Origin of the sequence: Pseudomonas sp. 34 E 7, assembly GCF_900005715.1 — a bacterium.
In the GTDB taxonomy this organism is placed as follows: Bacteria; Pseudomonadota; Gammaproteobacteria; order Pseudomonadales; family Pseudomonadaceae; genus Aquipseudomonas; species Aquipseudomonas orientalis_A.
The window spans coordinates 16,086-31,438 of the sequence record NZ_CVTX01000043.1 but is presented as its reverse complement, the minus strand read 5'-3'; the positions used below and the strand labels follow the sequence as shown (position 1 = coordinate 31,438).

16 protein-coding genes are annotated in these 15,353 nt (G+C 60.5%); 8 read left to right on the top strand and 8 right to left on the bottom strand.

What is annotated here, in order from left to right:
• Positions 1-254 precede the first annotated feature (254 nt).
• Together rhtA and BFP96_RS28660 are read left to right on the top strand one after the other, a co-directional pair.
• Positions 255-1,142: a threonine/homoserine exporter RhtA gene (gene rhtA, locus BFP96_RS01645; protein WP_065891647.1), complete on the top strand. Its 888-nt coding sequence runs from the start codon at positions 255-257 to the stop codon at positions 1,140-1,142.
• A 167-nt stretch (positions 1,143-1,309) separates the two neighbouring features.
• A complete protein-coding gene (locus BFP96_RS28660) occupies positions 1,310-1,591 on the top strand; it encodes a hypothetical protein (RefSeq protein WP_083216569.1) in 282 nt (93 codons plus the stop codon).
• 116 nt (positions 1,592-1,707) lie between these two features.
• Here the strand turns inward: BFP96_RS28660 and BFP96_RS01640 are convergent, their stop codons facing one another.
• The 3 genes from BFP96_RS01640 to BFP96_RS01630 form a co-directional block, all read right to left on the bottom strand.
• Positions 1,708-3,516 carry an aminopeptidase P family protein gene (locus tag BFP96_RS01640; RefSeq protein WP_065935462.1) on the bottom strand — a complete coding sequence of 603 codons (1,809 nt, stop codon included), beginning with the start codon at positions 3,514-3,516 and terminating at the stop codon, positions 1,708-1,710.
• Positions 3,517-3,564: 48 nt separating this feature from the next.
• On the bottom strand, positions 3,565-4,725 hold the full coding sequence (locus BFP96_RS01635; protein ID WP_065935461.1) for a cysteine desulfurase family protein: 1,161 nt from the start codon (positions 4,723-4,725) through the stop codon (positions 3,565-3,567).
• A 232-nt stretch (positions 4,726-4,957) separates the two neighbouring features.
• Positions 4,958-5,227, bottom strand: a complete 270-nt coding sequence (locus tag BFP96_RS01630) for a hypothetical protein (protein WP_065888239.1) — start codon at positions 5,225-5,227, stop codon at positions 4,958-4,960.
• Between the two features lie 266 nt (positions 5,228-5,493).
• On the opposite strand from BFP96_RS01630, the gene BFP96_RS01625 reads away from it, so the two are divergent.
• On the top strand, positions 5,494-6,597 hold the full coding sequence (locus BFP96_RS01625; RefSeq protein WP_065935460.1) for a sigma-54 interaction domain-containing protein: 1,104 nt from the start codon (positions 5,494-5,496) through the stop codon (positions 6,595-6,597).
• Here BFP96_RS01625 and BFP96_RS01620 read toward each other — a convergent pair.
• Positions 6,586-6,951, bottom strand: coding sequence for an antibiotic biosynthesis monooxygenase (locus tag BFP96_RS01620; protein WP_065891648.1), 366 nt, complete (start codon positions 6,949-6,951; stop codon positions 6,586-6,588). The two genes, BFP96_RS01625 and BFP96_RS01620, sit on opposite strands and share 12 nt — an antisense overlap.
• Positions 6,952-7,050: 99 nt before the next feature.
• Here BFP96_RS01620 and soxR point away from each other — a divergent pair, with 99 nt between their 5' ends.
• Positions 7,051-7,500, top strand: coding sequence for a redox-sensitive transcriptional activator SoxR (soxR, locus tag BFP96_RS01615; protein WP_065888237.1), 450 nt, complete (start codon positions 7,051-7,053; stop codon positions 7,498-7,500).
• 46 nt (positions 7,501-7,546) lie between these two features.
• On the opposite strand, the gene BFP96_RS01610 is transcribed toward soxR, so the two are convergent.
• The 4 genes from BFP96_RS01610 to BFP96_RS01595 are packed head-to-tail and all read right to left on the bottom strand — an operon-like array spanning position 7,547 to position 12,073.
• Positions 7,547-8,794 (bottom strand): MFS transporter, encoded by a 1,248-nt coding sequence (locus BFP96_RS01610; protein WP_065891643.1) that lies wholly within the window; start codon positions 8,792-8,794, stop codon positions 7,547-7,549.
• Positions 8,791-9,516, bottom strand: coding sequence for a 2OG-Fe dioxygenase family protein (locus BFP96_RS01605; RefSeq protein ID WP_065891642.1), 726 nt, complete (start codon positions 9,514-9,516; stop codon positions 8,791-8,793). Before BFP96_RS01605 ends, BFP96_RS01610 begins: the two co-directional genes overlap by 4 nt.
• 4 nt (positions 9,517-9,520) lie before the next feature.
• A complete protein-coding gene (locus BFP96_RS01600; protein WP_065935459.1) occupies positions 9,521-10,888 on the bottom strand; it encodes an ATP-grasp domain-containing protein in 1,368 nt (455 codons plus the stop codon).
• Between the two features lie 30 nt (positions 10,889-10,918).
• Positions 10,919-12,073: a KamA family radical SAM protein gene (locus BFP96_RS01595; RefSeq protein ID WP_065891640.1), complete on the bottom strand. Its 1,155-nt coding sequence runs from the start codon at positions 12,071-12,073 to the stop codon at positions 10,919-10,921.
• Between the two features lie 658 nt (positions 12,074-12,731).
• Here BFP96_RS01595 and BFP96_RS01590 point away from each other — a divergent pair.
• From BFP96_RS01590 to BFP96_RS01575, 4 genes are read left to right on the top strand one after another with little or no spacing between them, the layout of a single operon-like run.
• Positions 12,732-13,931 (top strand): PepSY-associated TM helix domain-containing protein, encoded by a 1,200-nt coding sequence (locus BFP96_RS01590; RefSeq protein ID WP_065935458.1) that lies wholly within the window; start codon positions 12,732-12,734, stop codon positions 13,929-13,931.
• On the top strand, positions 13,931-14,467 hold the full coding sequence (locus BFP96_RS01585) for a thiamine pyrophosphate-binding protein (RefSeq protein ID WP_065891638.1): 537 nt from the start codon (positions 13,931-13,933) through the stop codon (positions 14,465-14,467). Before BFP96_RS01590 ends, BFP96_RS01585 begins: the two co-directional genes overlap by 1 nt.
• Positions 14,464-14,790 carry a hypothetical protein gene (locus BFP96_RS01580; protein ID WP_065891637.1) on the top strand — a complete coding sequence of 109 codons (327 nt, stop codon included), beginning with the start codon at positions 14,464-14,466 and terminating at the stop codon, positions 14,788-14,790. The genes BFP96_RS01585 and BFP96_RS01580 overlap by 4 nt, the downstream gene beginning before the upstream one ends.
• A complete protein-coding gene (locus BFP96_RS01575) occupies positions 14,787-15,347 on the top strand; it encodes a DUF6162 family protein (protein ID WP_065891636.1) in 561 nt (186 codons plus the stop codon). The genes BFP96_RS01580 and BFP96_RS01575 overlap by 4 nt, the downstream gene beginning before the upstream one ends.
• Positions 15,348-15,353 lie beyond the last annotated feature (6 nt).

Sequence of the window (15,353 nt, the reverse complement as noted above, 5' to 3'; positions counted from 1 at the left end):
TGAACTGAAGCAACCTGCCGCCGAAACTCATTTAACTCATTGTTTACCAAGGAGTTTTCCGTTTCGACTGCGCCGGAAGTGGGGCGAATTATAGACAGATAAAATTCTACGTCAATCAATAATATGAACTTTCTATCAATTGCGTTTGAAACCCCTCAGCACTTGCTCAACTGAGCAATATATTGCGCAGTTCGCGGCAGTTAAGCATCATAACCCCTCTGCCCTTCTATATATGACTTCGGACAACACCTTCAATGACCACCCCACCCCGCAGCCTGGCCTGCACACTCTTCCCCGTTGGCCTGCTGTTGATCGCGATGGCATCCATCCAGTCCGGCGCTTCGCTGGCCAAAAGCATGTTCCCGATTATTGGTGCGCAAGGAACCACCACCCTGCGCCTGATCTTCGCCAGCGTGATCATGCTGCTTCTATTGCGCCCATGGCGCGCCAAGCTGACGGCCAGGTCCCTGCGCACGGTCGTGGTCTACGGGATGGCGCTGGGCGGCATGAACTTTCTCTTCTATATGTCGCTGCGCACCGTCCCCCTGGGTATTGCGGTTGCCCTGGAATTCACCGGCCCGCTCGCCGTCGCCATCTATGCATCGCGCCGGGCAGTGGACTTTTTGTGGGTCGCGCTCGCGGTCATCGGTCTGCTCCTGTTGATTCCGATGGGCGAAGCCAGCAGTGGCATTGACGTGGTGGGTGCCGCGTATGCACTCGGCGCCGGCGTTTGCTGGGGGCTCTATATTCTGTTCGGCCAGAAGGCGGGGAACGATAACGGGGTGCAGACCGCCGCGCTCGGCGTAATGATCGCGGCTCTGTTCGTCGCGCCCATCGGCATCGTGCACGCCGGCACCGCGTTGCTGAGCCCCGCGCTGATTCCTGTGGCCATCGGCGTGGCTATCTTGTCCACGGCCCTGCCCTACACATTGGAAATGGTTGCGCTCACCCGCCTGCCCGCTCGCACTTTCGGTACCTTGATGAGTATCGAGCCGGCGTTTGGCGCCCTCTCCGGCCTGTTCTTCCTGCATGAGCAACTGACGCTCGCGCAATGGCTGGCCATCACCTGCATTATCCTGGCCTCCGTCGGTGCCACGCTGACAATGCGCAACGAATCCAAACCGCTGGTAGCCGCCGACTGACGCTCTTTGCAGGCAGCTCTGGTATTTAACGCTCATTTAGGCCATGTTTAGGCTGGTAAACGATGTCTTTCATGGAGAAGTTCGACACGGACAGCATGAACGCTACGCTCGAGAGCGAGTAAAGGCCGGCTTCGATCCTTTTGCGAAGCGGCTATTTAAGGATTGGAATGAATCGAATTTTGATACTGTTGCTGGTCGTAGGCATTGCTGGGTGTGCCGCGACCACAAAAACAGAAGTGAAACGGGGCAAGAAAGGACTGCACATCAACTGTTCGGGCCTGTCCTCCTCATGGGATCAGTGCTACACCAGCGCAGCCAATTCATGTGGTTCCAAGGGGTATCGGGTTATCGCCAAATCCGGCGAGAACTCCGAGGAGCCAGGGGATTATCCGTTCGGCCTCAACCCTGCCGGCTATACCAGTCGCAGCATGATCGTCATTTGCAAATAGGTACCTGAGCGACGCACAACAAGAGCGTCGCATGGGTAGTCAGCGCCGGTGATGCGACGCGGTTTTCAGCCGGGACCGTCAGGACTTCGTACTCGAAGCCCCGAGCCAGTCCTGAATCAGATAGCCGCTGTACGCACCTGCAACCACTCGAGTGCATCGCCACTGAGCAACGGGCTCAGACGCTCGCGTACCTGGGCATGATAAGCGTTGAACCACTCGCGCTCATCAGCGCTGAGCAAGGACGGCTCCAGGCAACGGGTGTCGATCGGGCACAACGTCAGCGTTTCGAACTTGAGGAATTCACCAAACTCGGTCGTCCCCGCTTCGCGGTTCAACACCAGGTTCTCGATCCGCACGCCCCAACGCCCAGGGCGGTAGGTACCCGGCTCGATCGACGTAATCATGCCCGGCTGCATCGCCGTCTGCGGTGCAGCCAGCGCCTGGTAGGCGATCACTTGCGGGCCTTCATGCACGTTGAGGAAATACCCTACACCGTGCCCGGTACCATGACCGTAATCCACGCCTTCGGCCCAGATCGGCGCACGCGCGATGGCATCGAGCAGCGGCGACAGGATGCCTTTGGGGAAATGAGCGCGGGACAAGGCAATCACACCCTTGAGCACCCGCGTGCAATCGCGTTTCTGCTCTTCACTCGGCGTACCGATGGGCACCATTCGCGTGATATCCGTCGTGCCACCCAGGTACTGGCCGCCCGAGTCGATCAGCAACAAGCCATCGCCTTCGATCACCGCATGCTCTTCTGGCGTGGCGTGGTAGTGCGGCATCGCGCCGTTGGCGTTGAAGGCTGCGATGGTGTTGAAACTCAGCGATACATAACCCGGACGACGGGTACGCGCCGCCGTCAGATGCTCATCGATGGTCAATTCAGTAATGCGCTCGCGCCCCAGGGCCTTTTCCAGCCAGGCGAAAAATTCGCACAAGGCGGCGCCATCCTGCTCCATGGCCTGACGGATATGTTCGGCATCAGCCAGGCTTTTACGCGACTTGGCCAGGGTGGTTGGGTTCAAGCCTTCCACCCGCTTCACACCGGCGTCGAGATGTTCCAGTAGACCGGCCGTGACGCGTGCCGGATCAATTTGCAGGCTTGCCCCTGCCGGTAAAGCTCGCAGCGCGTCGGCCACGTCACTGTAATCGCGTACGGTCACGCCATCACGTTCGAGCGCCGCGCGCAGCTCGGCATCAACTTTGCTCAGCGCGACGAACAGAGTGGCCTGCTGCTGATTGATCAAGGCGAAAGACACGAATACCGGGTTGAACGAGACATCGCCGCCGCGCAGGTTGAACAACCAGGCGATGTCATCCAGTGTCGCGATGAAATGCCAGTCAGCACCGTTGTCTTTCAGGCTGGCGCGCAGGGCTGCGAGTTTGTCGCCACGGCTGAGGGTCGCCTGTGGGGGCAAATGCTGATAGATCGGCTGGTTCGGCAGCGCCGGGCGGTCATGCCAGACTTCATTGAGCAGGTCGACATCGGTACGCAAGCGCGCGCCACGCTCAGCCAGCTTGCCACCCAGGGTCCGTGCCGACGCCACGGCCATTACCGCGCCATCCACGGCCACCACGCCGCCTTCCGGGGTTTGTTCAGCCAACCACTCCAGGGGGCCGGGTTGGCCCGGTTGCAGTTTGACCAGTTCGATGCCACTGCCTTTGAGTTCCTTGGTCGCCTGTTCCCAGTAGCGGCTGTCGGCCCACACACCGGCAAAATCGGCGGTGACGATCAGCGTTCCCACCGAACCATGGAATCCCGACAACCATTGGCGGCCCTGCCAGTATCCCGGCAGGTACTCGGACAAATGCGGATCCGCGGACGGCACCAACAGGGCGTGAATGCCCTCCCGGCGCATCAGCTCACGGGTCTGCGCCAGGCGCTGGGGAACCGTTCCAGAGGTCAAAGGCTGCGTACTCATTGTGTCTCCTGCTAACCACTAATAATTGTTATGGACTGCGGACAAGTTTCAGACCGCCCAGAACGCCGGTGCGCTGGCCAGGGCCGACTTGATCAGTTGTACCGCTTCGTCGATATCCCGCTCGGTGGTAAAGCGGCCGAGACTCAAACGAATGGTACGTCCGGCGCTGCGCGCGTCATGCCCCAGGGCCAGAAGCACATGGGACGGCGCGTTGCTCGCCGAATTGCACGCTGAAGTCGCCGAAAAGGCAATGCCGGCGCTCAACGCACTGGGGTTGAATTCGCCTTCGCTGAACGTAAGGCTCAGGGTATGGGGGATTCGCTGGGCGGGGCTGCCGTTGAGGCGCACGCCCGCAATCGACCCCAACTGATCCAGCAGACGCTGACGCAAGGCCACGATTTGTGCCTTTTCCTCGGCAAAAGACGCCGCCGCCAGGGCGAACGCCGTGCCCATGCCCGCAATCTGGTGAGTCGCCAGGGTACCCGAACGCAAGCCGCCCTCATGACCGCCGCCATGAATCTGCGCCAGTACCTTCTGCTGCGCGCGAGGCCCTACGTACAACGCGCCGATGCCCTTCGGACCATAAAGCTTGTGGGCCGAAAACGACATCAAGTCCACCGGCCACTGCGCCAGGTCGATGGCTACCTTGCCCGCGCCCTGGGCCGCGTCCACATGGAACAACGCCCCCTGCTCACGCACCCGGGCGCCGATGGCCGGGATATCGTTCAACGTGCCCAGTTCGTTATTGACCAGCATCAGCGACACCAGGAAAGTGTCTTCACGCAGCGCCTCACTGACCGCTTCGACACTGATCAGGCCGTCGGCATCAGGCACCAGGTAGGTCACCGCCACACCGGCATCCTGCAATTGCCGCGCAGTGTCGAGCGTCGCCTTGTGCTCGATCTGGCTGGTGATGATATGCCCGCCGGTTACGCCACGGGCCTGGGCCACCCCTTTGATCGCCAGGTTATTGGACTCGGTGGCGCCGGAGGTCCAGACAATTTGCTCGGGCTGGGCGCCGACCAGTTCGGCCACCTGCTGACGCGCCTGCTCGACCGTTTGCCGGGCCGCCTGGCCGAACGCATGGGAGCTGGACGCAGGGTTACCGAAATTGGCATTGAAGCCCAGACACTCAACCATCACCTGGATGACCCGCTCATCCACCGGCGTGGTGGCGGCGTAGTCGAAATACAACGGACGTTTATTCATGGTGTTAAAAACTCGCAGAGCGTGTTCCCGAGAGCAGTGTCGCGGGGGCATCGAACAGATCAGAGGTTGTCAGGTTTAACTGATCGGATGCCGTTAAAGAAGGACCACTTTATGAAAATGTGCGTAGGAACGCTCCTGAAATTCAGCTTAACAGGCTGAAGTCACGCCATGGAAAACAAAAAACCCGAGATTCCTTATGGGAAACCCGGGCTCTTCACCGCGACAGCACCGCTCAACTGGGACGATCCTTCAGGGCTACGCTGCGCTCGGCATTCATTTCGCCCTGATGATCAAAACCGAACGACTTGAGTGGCTGGCCGGTCAGTGCCGCGCGCTGGTGTTGATAGTCATCGAATGACAAACCGCGACGACTCAGCGCTTCCAGCGCCAGTTGCCGGGTTTCCTGGGCGGAGTAGGGGCGCAGCTCCGGGGATGGATGGGTCGCGCATCCGGCGAGGACAGAGGTGACAAGCAACAGCGAAACAGCGAGTGAGCGGATCATGGCGGTGGCCCTGCAAAGGAGGTGTCGAATCAATGAACACAGGCTACTCCCGCCCTCGCACGCTGAAAAATCACCGTCCTCGATAGTCGCTATCAACCGTTGCGGCAGACTCGATAATCACAACTCGTTATTTCTTTATGATCTATAAATATGTAAATCAATTAATTTACGGAATATGAGAATCCCTCTATAAACAACGCTGCCCGCCAACGTTGCCGCGACTCGCCAAAGGCAATTCCCGTATTTTATTTCCAAGAGAGGTGTCCATGCAGTTATTAACCCTCCCCCCCTCGCCCGCGCTCGCGACCTCCATTCGTGCCACGGCCCAGGTGTTCGAAGACCCGAAATCCAAGGCCCTGCTCGACCACATCCAGCAAGTGGCGCCCAGCGAAGCCAGCGTGCTGATCATCGGCGAAACCGGCACCGGCAAGGAGCTGGTAGCCCGGCACATCCACAACCTCAGTGCGCGGCGCAACCGGCCATTCGTGGCGGTCAACTGCGGGGCGTTTTCTGAATCCCTTGTCGAAGCCGAGCTGTTCGGCCACGAAAAAGGCGCCTTTACCGGCGCCCTCTGCGCCAAGGCGGGCTGGTTCGAAGAGGCCGATGGCGGCACCTTGTTCCTCGATGAAATCGGCGATTTGCCCCTGCCGATCCAGGTCAAGCTGCTTCGGGTGCTGCAGGAGCGTGAAGTGGTACGCCTGGGCTCGCGCAAGAGTATTCCCATCGACGTGCGGGTACTGGCGGCAACCAATGTACAACTGGAAAAAGCCATCAACGCCGGGCATTTTCGCGAAGACCTTTACTACCGTCTCGACGTGGTCAGCCTGGAGCTCAACCCACTGCGCGAGCGCCCGGGCGATGTCCTGCCGCTGACCCGACACTTTATCGACACCTACAGCCGACGCCTGGGTTATGGCCCGGTCACCATCAGCCGCGAGGCCGAGCACAAACTCAAGAGCTACAGCTGGCCGGGCAATATTCGTGAGCTGGAAAACGTGATCCATCACACGTTGCTGATCTGCCGCAACAGCGTGATCGAACGCGACGATCTGCGCCTGTCGAACCTGCGCATCGAACGCCAGGACGACAGCCAGCAATGCCTCGACAACAGCGCCGAAGCGTTGCTCGCGCGGGCCTTTCAAAAACTGTTCGAGGAACAGGCCGGCGCCCTGCACGAGAAGGTCGAGGACGCGCTGTTACGCGCCGCTTACCGCTTCAGCCACTGCAATCAGGTGCACACCGCCAGTCTCCTGGGCTTGAGCCGCAACGTCACACGCGCGCGGCTGATCAAGATCGGCGAGTTGGCGGTGAACAAGCGCAGACCGGGGGAAAACCTGCAGGGCGAGCGGATGCTGCACCTATCCATTTAGGCGGCAGTGCAAGGCGTCGTCATGGCTGCGCTCAAAACTGCGCAGCACCTGGAACGAATCAAAGATTACCGCCTTGGCCCGGTGCACGCGGATCAGCGTCCAGAAATCCTCGCCGCCCTGCTCGAAGCGCCTGAATGCCGCCTCGCCATCCTCGCGGGATTGCCATTGCAGGTAGTTGAGCACCCGCCGCCCGTCATCGCTGACCTGCACGCTCGCACGCAAAAAGCCGTCATGACTCTGCGCCAGTCGCTCGCTTTGCACGGTCAAGGCCGCCACCAGGGCCGCCTGATGACGCGGGTCGATGTGAAATTCGATCACCTGTGTGAAGCCGCGACTCTTCTCTGATACCTGCATGAACACTCCCCTTTCTTTGTAGGCAGAATCTTGCGATCCAGTGCCATGCAGGGTAAAACCTCTAGTTAAGTCAAGGTCAAGCGCTGAATCGGGGTTTTTATGCTCAACAAGGAACTCACCGTTGGCCAGTTGGCTGCCCGCAGCGGCGTGGCCGTCACTGCGCTGCATTTCTACGAAACCAAGGGGCTGATCAAAAGCAATCGCAACGCCGGCAACCAGCGGCGCTACCCACGGGATGTGTTGCGGCGGGTGGTGGTGATCAAGATCGCCCAGCGCCTGGGCATTCCGCTGGCGACCATCGGCGAGGCATTACAGGCATTGCCCGATGGCCGAACGCCCACCGCCAAGGATTGGGCACGCCTGTCGGCACGCTGGCGGGAAGACCTGGATGAGCGGATCAATAAACTGTCGATGCTGCGCGACAAGCTCAATGGCTGCATAGGTTGCGGGTGCCTGTCGATGGAGGCGTGCCCGTTGCGCAACCAGGGCGACCAACTCGGTGAGCGCGGACCGGGCGCGCAGTTGCTGGAGCCTACGGCGCAGTCCTGAACTCACGCCCCTGCGCAAGGACGCCGGCGCCCTTCCACAGAGGCGATCAACGGGTGGGCGGTGAACCCGACGCGTCCGGCCGGCCCCGGTAAGCCGCGCACCCCAGCCACACGGTCATCACGCCCAACGCCGTCAGCGGTAGCCCGTGGAACAGCACGATCACCTGGGCCGGCGTCCACGTCACGTAGAACGGCCCGACTACCAGCATCCCCACGCCAAAGCCCACCATCTGAATCAGGACCAACAGGCTGAACAGCGGCAGGCGCAAGCTGTCCGGTTCGCTTTGCGCGCGGGAGACCAACGCCACTTCGGACAGCCCGTCGCCCAATCCTGCCCACACCACCAACAGCAGCGCCAGCCACAATTCGGTTTGCTGGAACGTCAGGATAAACCCGCTGGACATCAGCGCCACGCCAAACATGAACAACCGCTCCATGCCTGGCGTGCCGCGCCCCTTCAACAGCGCACTGGCGATACGCGCCCCGATGAACTTGCCACAGGCCCAGACCGCCAGCAGGTAACCCATCACGGTTTTGGCCGTGTCCGGGGAAATGTACTGGGACAACACCGGCCAGCCGACGTTATGCGCCGCACTGCCGAGGGTGTCGAGCATGCTGATCAACAACATCGCGGCCAGCACCGGCGCGCCGCGCAGCCCCCTGGTCAACGCGCGCCACTCCGCCGAAAGGCCGCGATGCGTGGCAACGGTAACGCTGTACAACGCACGCAGTGGCATGACCAGGCAAGCAGCTATCACATAGGTGCCGATATTCACCGCGAATACCGCCTCGAATCCCCCCGTGGCAATCAGCAGCCCCGACAGCAAGCTGCCGAACACGGCGCCGGTCGCGGCCGCCGAGGTGATCCAGGCGTTGGTATCGACCCGCTGTTCAAGGGCAACCCAGGTGGGCAACTGGCTGTTGAGACCGATGGCGAACAGCGAATTGCACAGGCCGATACCGAAGGCGATAAACGGCAGCAGGCTCAGTTGATGCGCAGGGATCAGCAGCAACAACGGCGTCAGCAACAGCGCTCGCGCCAGGTCCAGCCCGGCCAGGGTGCCGCGCCCGGCGAAACGCCGGAAAAACGGGATGCCGAACAGGCTGGCGACAATGCCACCGGTTACGCGGCACGCCAGGAAGATGCTGACGAACACCACGCTTTGGCTGAGCCAGTAGACATAGGTGGACAAGGCCACCATGTTGAGGAAAGCGCCAAAGTCCGACACGCCGCGAGCAAAGATGATCAGCCGCGCGTTGCGGATCGACAGGTACAGCTGTTGATCGTGGCTCATGCAGGCGGCGCCGCTTGATCATCCGGCACGCTGCGCAGGCTGACCAGCAGCATGTCGCGCCAGGCCGGTGTCGACGCTACCTTCGGGCGCACATCGCCGGCGCGGTGGTAGAGCCCTCGGTCATCGATCACGAGGGTTTCCAGAAAGCGGGTCATCGGCAGATTCAACACGCGGCTGCGTTCCTCATCACTGGTAAACACTTCCGAGACCACCGGCAATGTGTTGTGCTCGCCGATAAAATGCATGAACACCCAATCCAGACCATCCTGGTGAATCCCCGACGTGGTGGGGCTGCACGCTTGCGCGTCCGCCCGCACACGGAACTGGTGGATATCGATGGTATGACTCTGCTCGTCCAGGTGCGGTGCGATCACCGCCAGGTCGGTGGCCAGCAGCTTGCGCATCAGTGGATGTTCGATAAAACCTTCCTCGCTGTAGCTCAAATGGTTCACCCCCTGGCGATAGTTGACGGCATAGGTGACAGGCGACTTGAACGCGGTGCTCCTGTCGATCTGCAATTGCCGTGACGGTGATAAACGATAGCGCAGAATACGCCGCTCGCGATGGGTGTACGCCTTGAACGCCTCGTCGCGCACCAGGTTGGCCCAGTACGCACGAAAGCTCTGCTCTTCGCCCGCCTCGACACTGACCAACTCGCCAAAGTCAGGCCGATGGCAGTAATGGTGCTCGCGCAAGTGCGCGGAAATTGTCGGGATATCCATATCGCTAGCCTGCCACCGGGTTGTCGATGATGACGCGCAAGTGCTGGCCGACCGCGTCATGCAGTGCGCGCGCATCGGCAGCGTCCGCGACTCTGGCCCAGCACTTGAGCAGATAGTGCTCCTCGATATCCGCATCGATCATGTGCCCCGGCTCCTGCTGGGCATACTCGAGCACCGCAACGTTCTGTTCCAGGAACTCCACGCCTTCAATGCCTTGAAACCGACCGCTGTGCTGCGGGTAGATCGCCAGCATCGCGTAATGTTGCCCGGCCTCGGCCACCTTGCGAGCACCCGCTTCCAATTGCGCGTCGATGCCCTGCTCGCCCGTCAGCAACGAAAGATACAGCTGATAGGGATCGATACCGGCCAGATCGCGGAACGCCGCGTTCACATAGAGCCCGCCCACGCGCGGGTTGATCTCGATCACCACAGGGCCCTGCGGGGTCATGCGGAACTCGAAATGCACCACGGCGTTGGTCAGGCCGACCGCTTTCAGACACGCTACGGCGTACGCGCGGATCTGCTCGCACTCGCGGTCGGTGAAGGAGGTCGGAGGGGAAATCAGCAGGTTTTCGAGCACCGTGCCGCTGCGCTCGGTCAGCAACAGTTTTTCGTTGATCAGCAGTGGATGCACACGCTCGCCGGCCACCACACATTCCACACTGCCTTCGATACCGGGGATGTAGCCCTCCAGCAACAGACTGCGCCCGGGAATGTAGGCATGCCGTTGGCCGTCGTCCTCCAGTAGGGTGTGCGCACAGCCATAGAAGTCCGCGTACGCCGCCGTGGCGTGGTCTTTGACAAACAGCGCGTAGTGGCTGCGCAGTTCCGCCCAATTGGCGCATTTCCTGATAAACGCCGAAGCGCCGCCAAACGGCGGTTTGGCGATCAGCGGGTAACCGACCCGTTCGGCTTGTTGCTGGAGTTGCTCTTCGTTATTGCACAGCGCAAACGGCACCGAGGCAATGCCGTGCTGTTTGAGCATTCGGCGCATCAGGAACTTGTTGTTGCACGCCGCCACCGCCTCGGGGCGGCTATGCACCAGGCCCAGGCGCTGGGAAGCTCGCGCAACGATACAACCGACTTCGCCCAGCGCGGACGGATGGCCGGCCTGGCAGAAGATCCCGCGAATCTGATACTGCCCATCGAGCTGGCCGACCAACGCCAGAATGGCCTGCTCGTTGAGCGCGTCGAGCAGGAACACCGCGTCACTGTCATCCCTGAGCCGTTGCACATGCCTGCGCCCTGCCACGCCCGCCGTCAAGCACACCAGGCCCTGGGCGCGGGCAGCCGCGAAGTGCGGCTCCCGGTAGTTATAACGAACAGACGTGCTGTCATCGACATCGATAAAAAGGATGGCGTCCTGTTTCATGTTTTATACCGCCTTAGTCCATCAATTTATTCAGGCATCCTGCCAACTGCACCACTGCCCTTCCCAGTTACGGAAACGATAATGACGTTGCCCATCGCGAACTTCGAAGTACGGCAAGTCCTCAGGCTTTTCAAAGTCCAGCAGCGGCACCGTAAACTTGCCTTGGGCGTGCGGTAGAACATATTCGGGCAGGGCAATATTGGATACTCGCCGCTTGAGGCGATCCATGATGGCGATGGCCTGACTGATCGACGCCTTGTATTCAGAGGCGCCGGGAGAAAACGGCATGAAGTGATATAAGTAATAAGGCTTCACACCCAAACGATAAAGATCGATAAACAGTTTATGCAGTGTGGCTTCATCATCGTTGACGCCGCGCAACAACGGCATATTGGAAAACACGATCGGCACCACACCCTGAATACGTTTGACCGCCACGGCAAAGTCAGCGCTGAGTTCGAGCGGGTGGCAGACATGCACGCCAAAAGCATTGACCTTGTACTTTTCCAGCATCGCGATCAACTCATCGGTCACGCGAAACGGGTTGAAACTCAAGGCCCGCGAGTGAACGCGGATCAGCAGGTCGTCGCTGATCCCGCGCAGCGCGGCCAGGTACTCTTCGAGCTTGCGGTCGGCCAGCATCAGCGGATCGCCGCCGCTGAGAATCACTTCTTCGATGGCCGGGTTGGCGCGGATGTACTCCACCGACTCCATGAAGGAATCCCGGCTGGCGTTGGCCTTGTCCGTGCCCACCTGCAACGTGCGCAGCGCTTCGAAGCAGAACTGGCAATAGGCATTGCAGGTATTGGTGGTGCGCAGGATCACGCGATTGTCGTACTTGTGCTGGCAGATGGGCGTCTTCATTTCATGGCCCAGCTCCCAGTTCTCGGAGGTGCCATCGTAATCACCCTCGACCTGCTCGCTCCAGTACGGCACCACTTGCCGCCACAGCGGGTGGTCCATGACGGTGCCACTGGTGACGGAGCGCCTGATCAGATCAATGTAGTACGGCGTGATCTGCATCTTGCGCCCCAGCAGGTTATGTTCGATGTGCGCCGTGGTCTGCTCATCCCAACCACCGCAGGCAGCACGAAGACTCGGTTCATCACGCAGGGCATTCTTCTGCTGCCAACGCCAGTCCTGCCACTGCACCGAGCGGTGAATTTCTTGATCAAAAATCGACATGAGTAGGTACTCTCTGTTAAGGCATATGAACGCGTGCCCTTCCCTGGCGGGAACAGCGATGTTCGCAACAATGACAATCGACTTGGGAGGCAGGCGGCGATCAATTGGCCGATGCAATCAGCCACGCAGGAAAGTAACAACAACTTACTATAAGGGGGGTCGGATAAGCGACGGAGACGGTCATTTAATACACTTCCTTTTTTAAAATTATCTGACTTCCATGCCGACACCTACTAAAGCCGAAGCCTTCGACAACGTCAATACAATATCCTTGCTTTTTTTCAGGTTTCAAACCACGCCTGCGTCCACCTCCCGCAACCATAGGTATTCAGCCGTTAAAATGCATTCATTTAAAAAGTAAATAACACCGTCAATAACCCGCTCAGCTTCCCGCGAGATTATTTTTATACTTATATAACTACGTAGTTGCGCGCTTATTACTCTGCCTCGGTGTGCACCCAGTCCGTGGGAGCAATCACGCACGATCAGCGCCCATGCGTAAGGCCCGCTGTGCGCCTGAAACATTTTCTTTCATTTCTCGCCTGGGGATTTCTCATTCTCATTCGTCTTAATTTAGATACAGCCCGTCGCGTCAGCAAAAGCTACGACCGGCCTTTTCCGGGCCTCCATCGCCCCTTCCATCAAGACCCTCATCCACATGTCGAAGAAGTCACGCTCAAAACTCTGGTTTCTCGTACACAGCTGGCTGGCGTTGCCCATCTGGTTCTTTGTCCTGATCGTCTGCGTCACCGGCACCCTGGCGGTGGTCAGCCAGGAAATCGTCTGGCTGGCCAACCCGGATATCCGCGCGAGCAAGCCCTCCGATGATGCCCAACCGCTGAGCTTCGACCAGGTGATCGCCGCCATCAAGCGCGACGAGCCCCAGGTCATCGTGCGCTCGATCATCCGTCCCGACGAATCGCACTTCGCGTTGATGGTCGGCCTCAGCTATCCGGATGGGCGTTCGGTCGATGCCTATGCCAACCCCTACACGGGCGCCCTCCAGGGGATCAGCCCGGCCTTCGACTTCCAGCAATTCACCCGCGCCCTGCACGGCTGGTGGCTGGTGCCGTTTACCAATGGCTTCAGTTGGGGCTGGTACCTGGTGTCGCTGCTCGGCCTGCCGCTGCTGGCCTCGTTGGTCACTGGCCTTGTGGTGTACAAGCGTTTCTGGAAAGGTTTTTTGCGCCCCACCCTGCGCATCCGTCACGGCGCACGGATTTTCTGGGGCGACTTCCACCGCCTGAGCGGTATCTGGTCGATCTGGTTCATCGCCGTCATTTCCATTACCGGCACCTGGTTCCTGATCCAGGCGATTCTGGGTGACAACCAGATCTCCATTTCCAGCGAGCCCATCGTGCCGGTGATTGCCCGGGAAAAGGTGCCGCTGTCCGCACCCGGCGTGCCGGCCCCGATGATTGCCCTGGACGACGCGATCCAGATCGCCACCCAGCGCATCCCCGGGCTGGAAGCCACCTTTGCCTTCCTGCCGCTCAATGCCTACAGCCACCTGCAGATCGGCGGGCGCGGCTGGTACCCGCTGATGTTCCAGACCGCGCAACTGAATCCCTACAGCGGTGAAATCGCCGTATCGCACCTGCTGTCCGACCGCACCGCGCTGGAGTTCGTCACCGAGTCCATGCGCCCGCTGCACACCGGTGACTTTGGCGGCCTGTGGATCAAGCTGATCTGGGCCTTCTTCGGCCTGGTGCTGAGCATGATGGTGTTGAGCGGCTTGCTGATCTGGACCAAGCGCACCGCCCTCGCCACCCTCAACGCTTTCAAACGCGAGGCCAAGACCCAGCGCCAGCCTGTGCCCACCCCAGCCTTGCAGGCTGAAACCTCGGAGACTCACTGATGAGCAGAGTCGCGGCCAAACCCTCTTCACCCCTGCGGGCCTGGTGGCTGAAGTGGCGTTTCCATATAAACATCCTGCTGTTGCTGGTGCCGCTGGGCTTCATGCCCAAGTATTTTGCCGATGCCGCCCTGTTTCGCGGGGATGCCGGCATTGGCGAGCGGGTCGCCGGGGACATTCAAGTCGGCCCCTGGAGCCTGACCCTCGCCGAGTTTCGCAACGAAGGCCCGCGCCCGGACCCGGCCGGCCCGATGAAAGCGTTTAACGCCGCCCTGTGCGCCACCTGTGCCGAGCAGGTCAAGGCCACCTACCTGCGCATCGGCAAGCCCCGCAGCCTGCGGGCCGCCGGGGTGATCTTCTTCGGTACGCCGTACCGCATGGGCGCCATCGTGCCGGTGCCGGAACGCACGCCGGTCGATGCCGAGCTGTGGGTCACCATGGAAGGCTGGGACGGCACCATGCACCAGGGTTCCATCCCGCTGAGCCAGGCCTCGCCTGCCACCATTGCCTGGTTGAACAAGCAAGGAGTCAAACCATGATATTCAAACGCCTGACTGCCGGTTGCGTACTGTTGCTCAGTACCGGCTTCAGTCAACTTGCCCTCGCTCACAACCCGATGTGCGAGTGCAAGGAAATCCCCGGTGAACAGATCCAGTGCAAGGGCGGGTTCTCCGACGGCAGCGGCGCTCCGGGCGTGACCCTGGATGTGATCGGCTACGACGAGACCATCCTGGTACCGGGCAAGCTCGGTGAGGATTCGACCCTGACCTTCAAGAAACCCACGGCCGAATTCTATGTACTGTTCGATGCCGGCCCCGGTCACGTGGTGGAAATCGACCAAGCGGATATCCAGGCGCAATGAGTACCGTACAGGTAGTGCGCCCCGCCGGCGCGGGGCATGAAACCCTCTATGTGCTGTTGCTGTGCCTGATCATCCTGGCGGTGGCGGGAACGGTGGTGGCCTTGCACGGTGAAACCCAAGAGGTCGCAGCTGTGCCCAGTCATCAGCTGGATGCCCGGCGCGACCTGAGCGCGGCCGAACAAGGCATCTACGCCGACCTGCGGGTGACCCTGGATGAAATCCACTTGCTGCAACAAGAGCAGAACGCCCTGCCCACGCCGGACCAATTGGCGCAAGAAGGCTTTGCACCGTTCGCCCAGGACGCCAGTTCCGTCAGCCGTGGCGATCATCGCTGGCAACTGCTCGCGCCCTCGACCTATCTGGGCTTGAGCCAGGCCACCGACACCAGTGGCTCGCTGCTGATGCGCGTGCAAGGCGCCGAGCCGGATATCTGGCTCAACCGTGGCAAACACCTGGCCGTCCCCTTCGACCTCACTGACCAGGCGCTGATCGCTGCCGGCTGGCAGCAGGTGGTCGCGCAATTCGATGCCGGCGTGACCCGCCAGCACCGCCACTGAACGAGA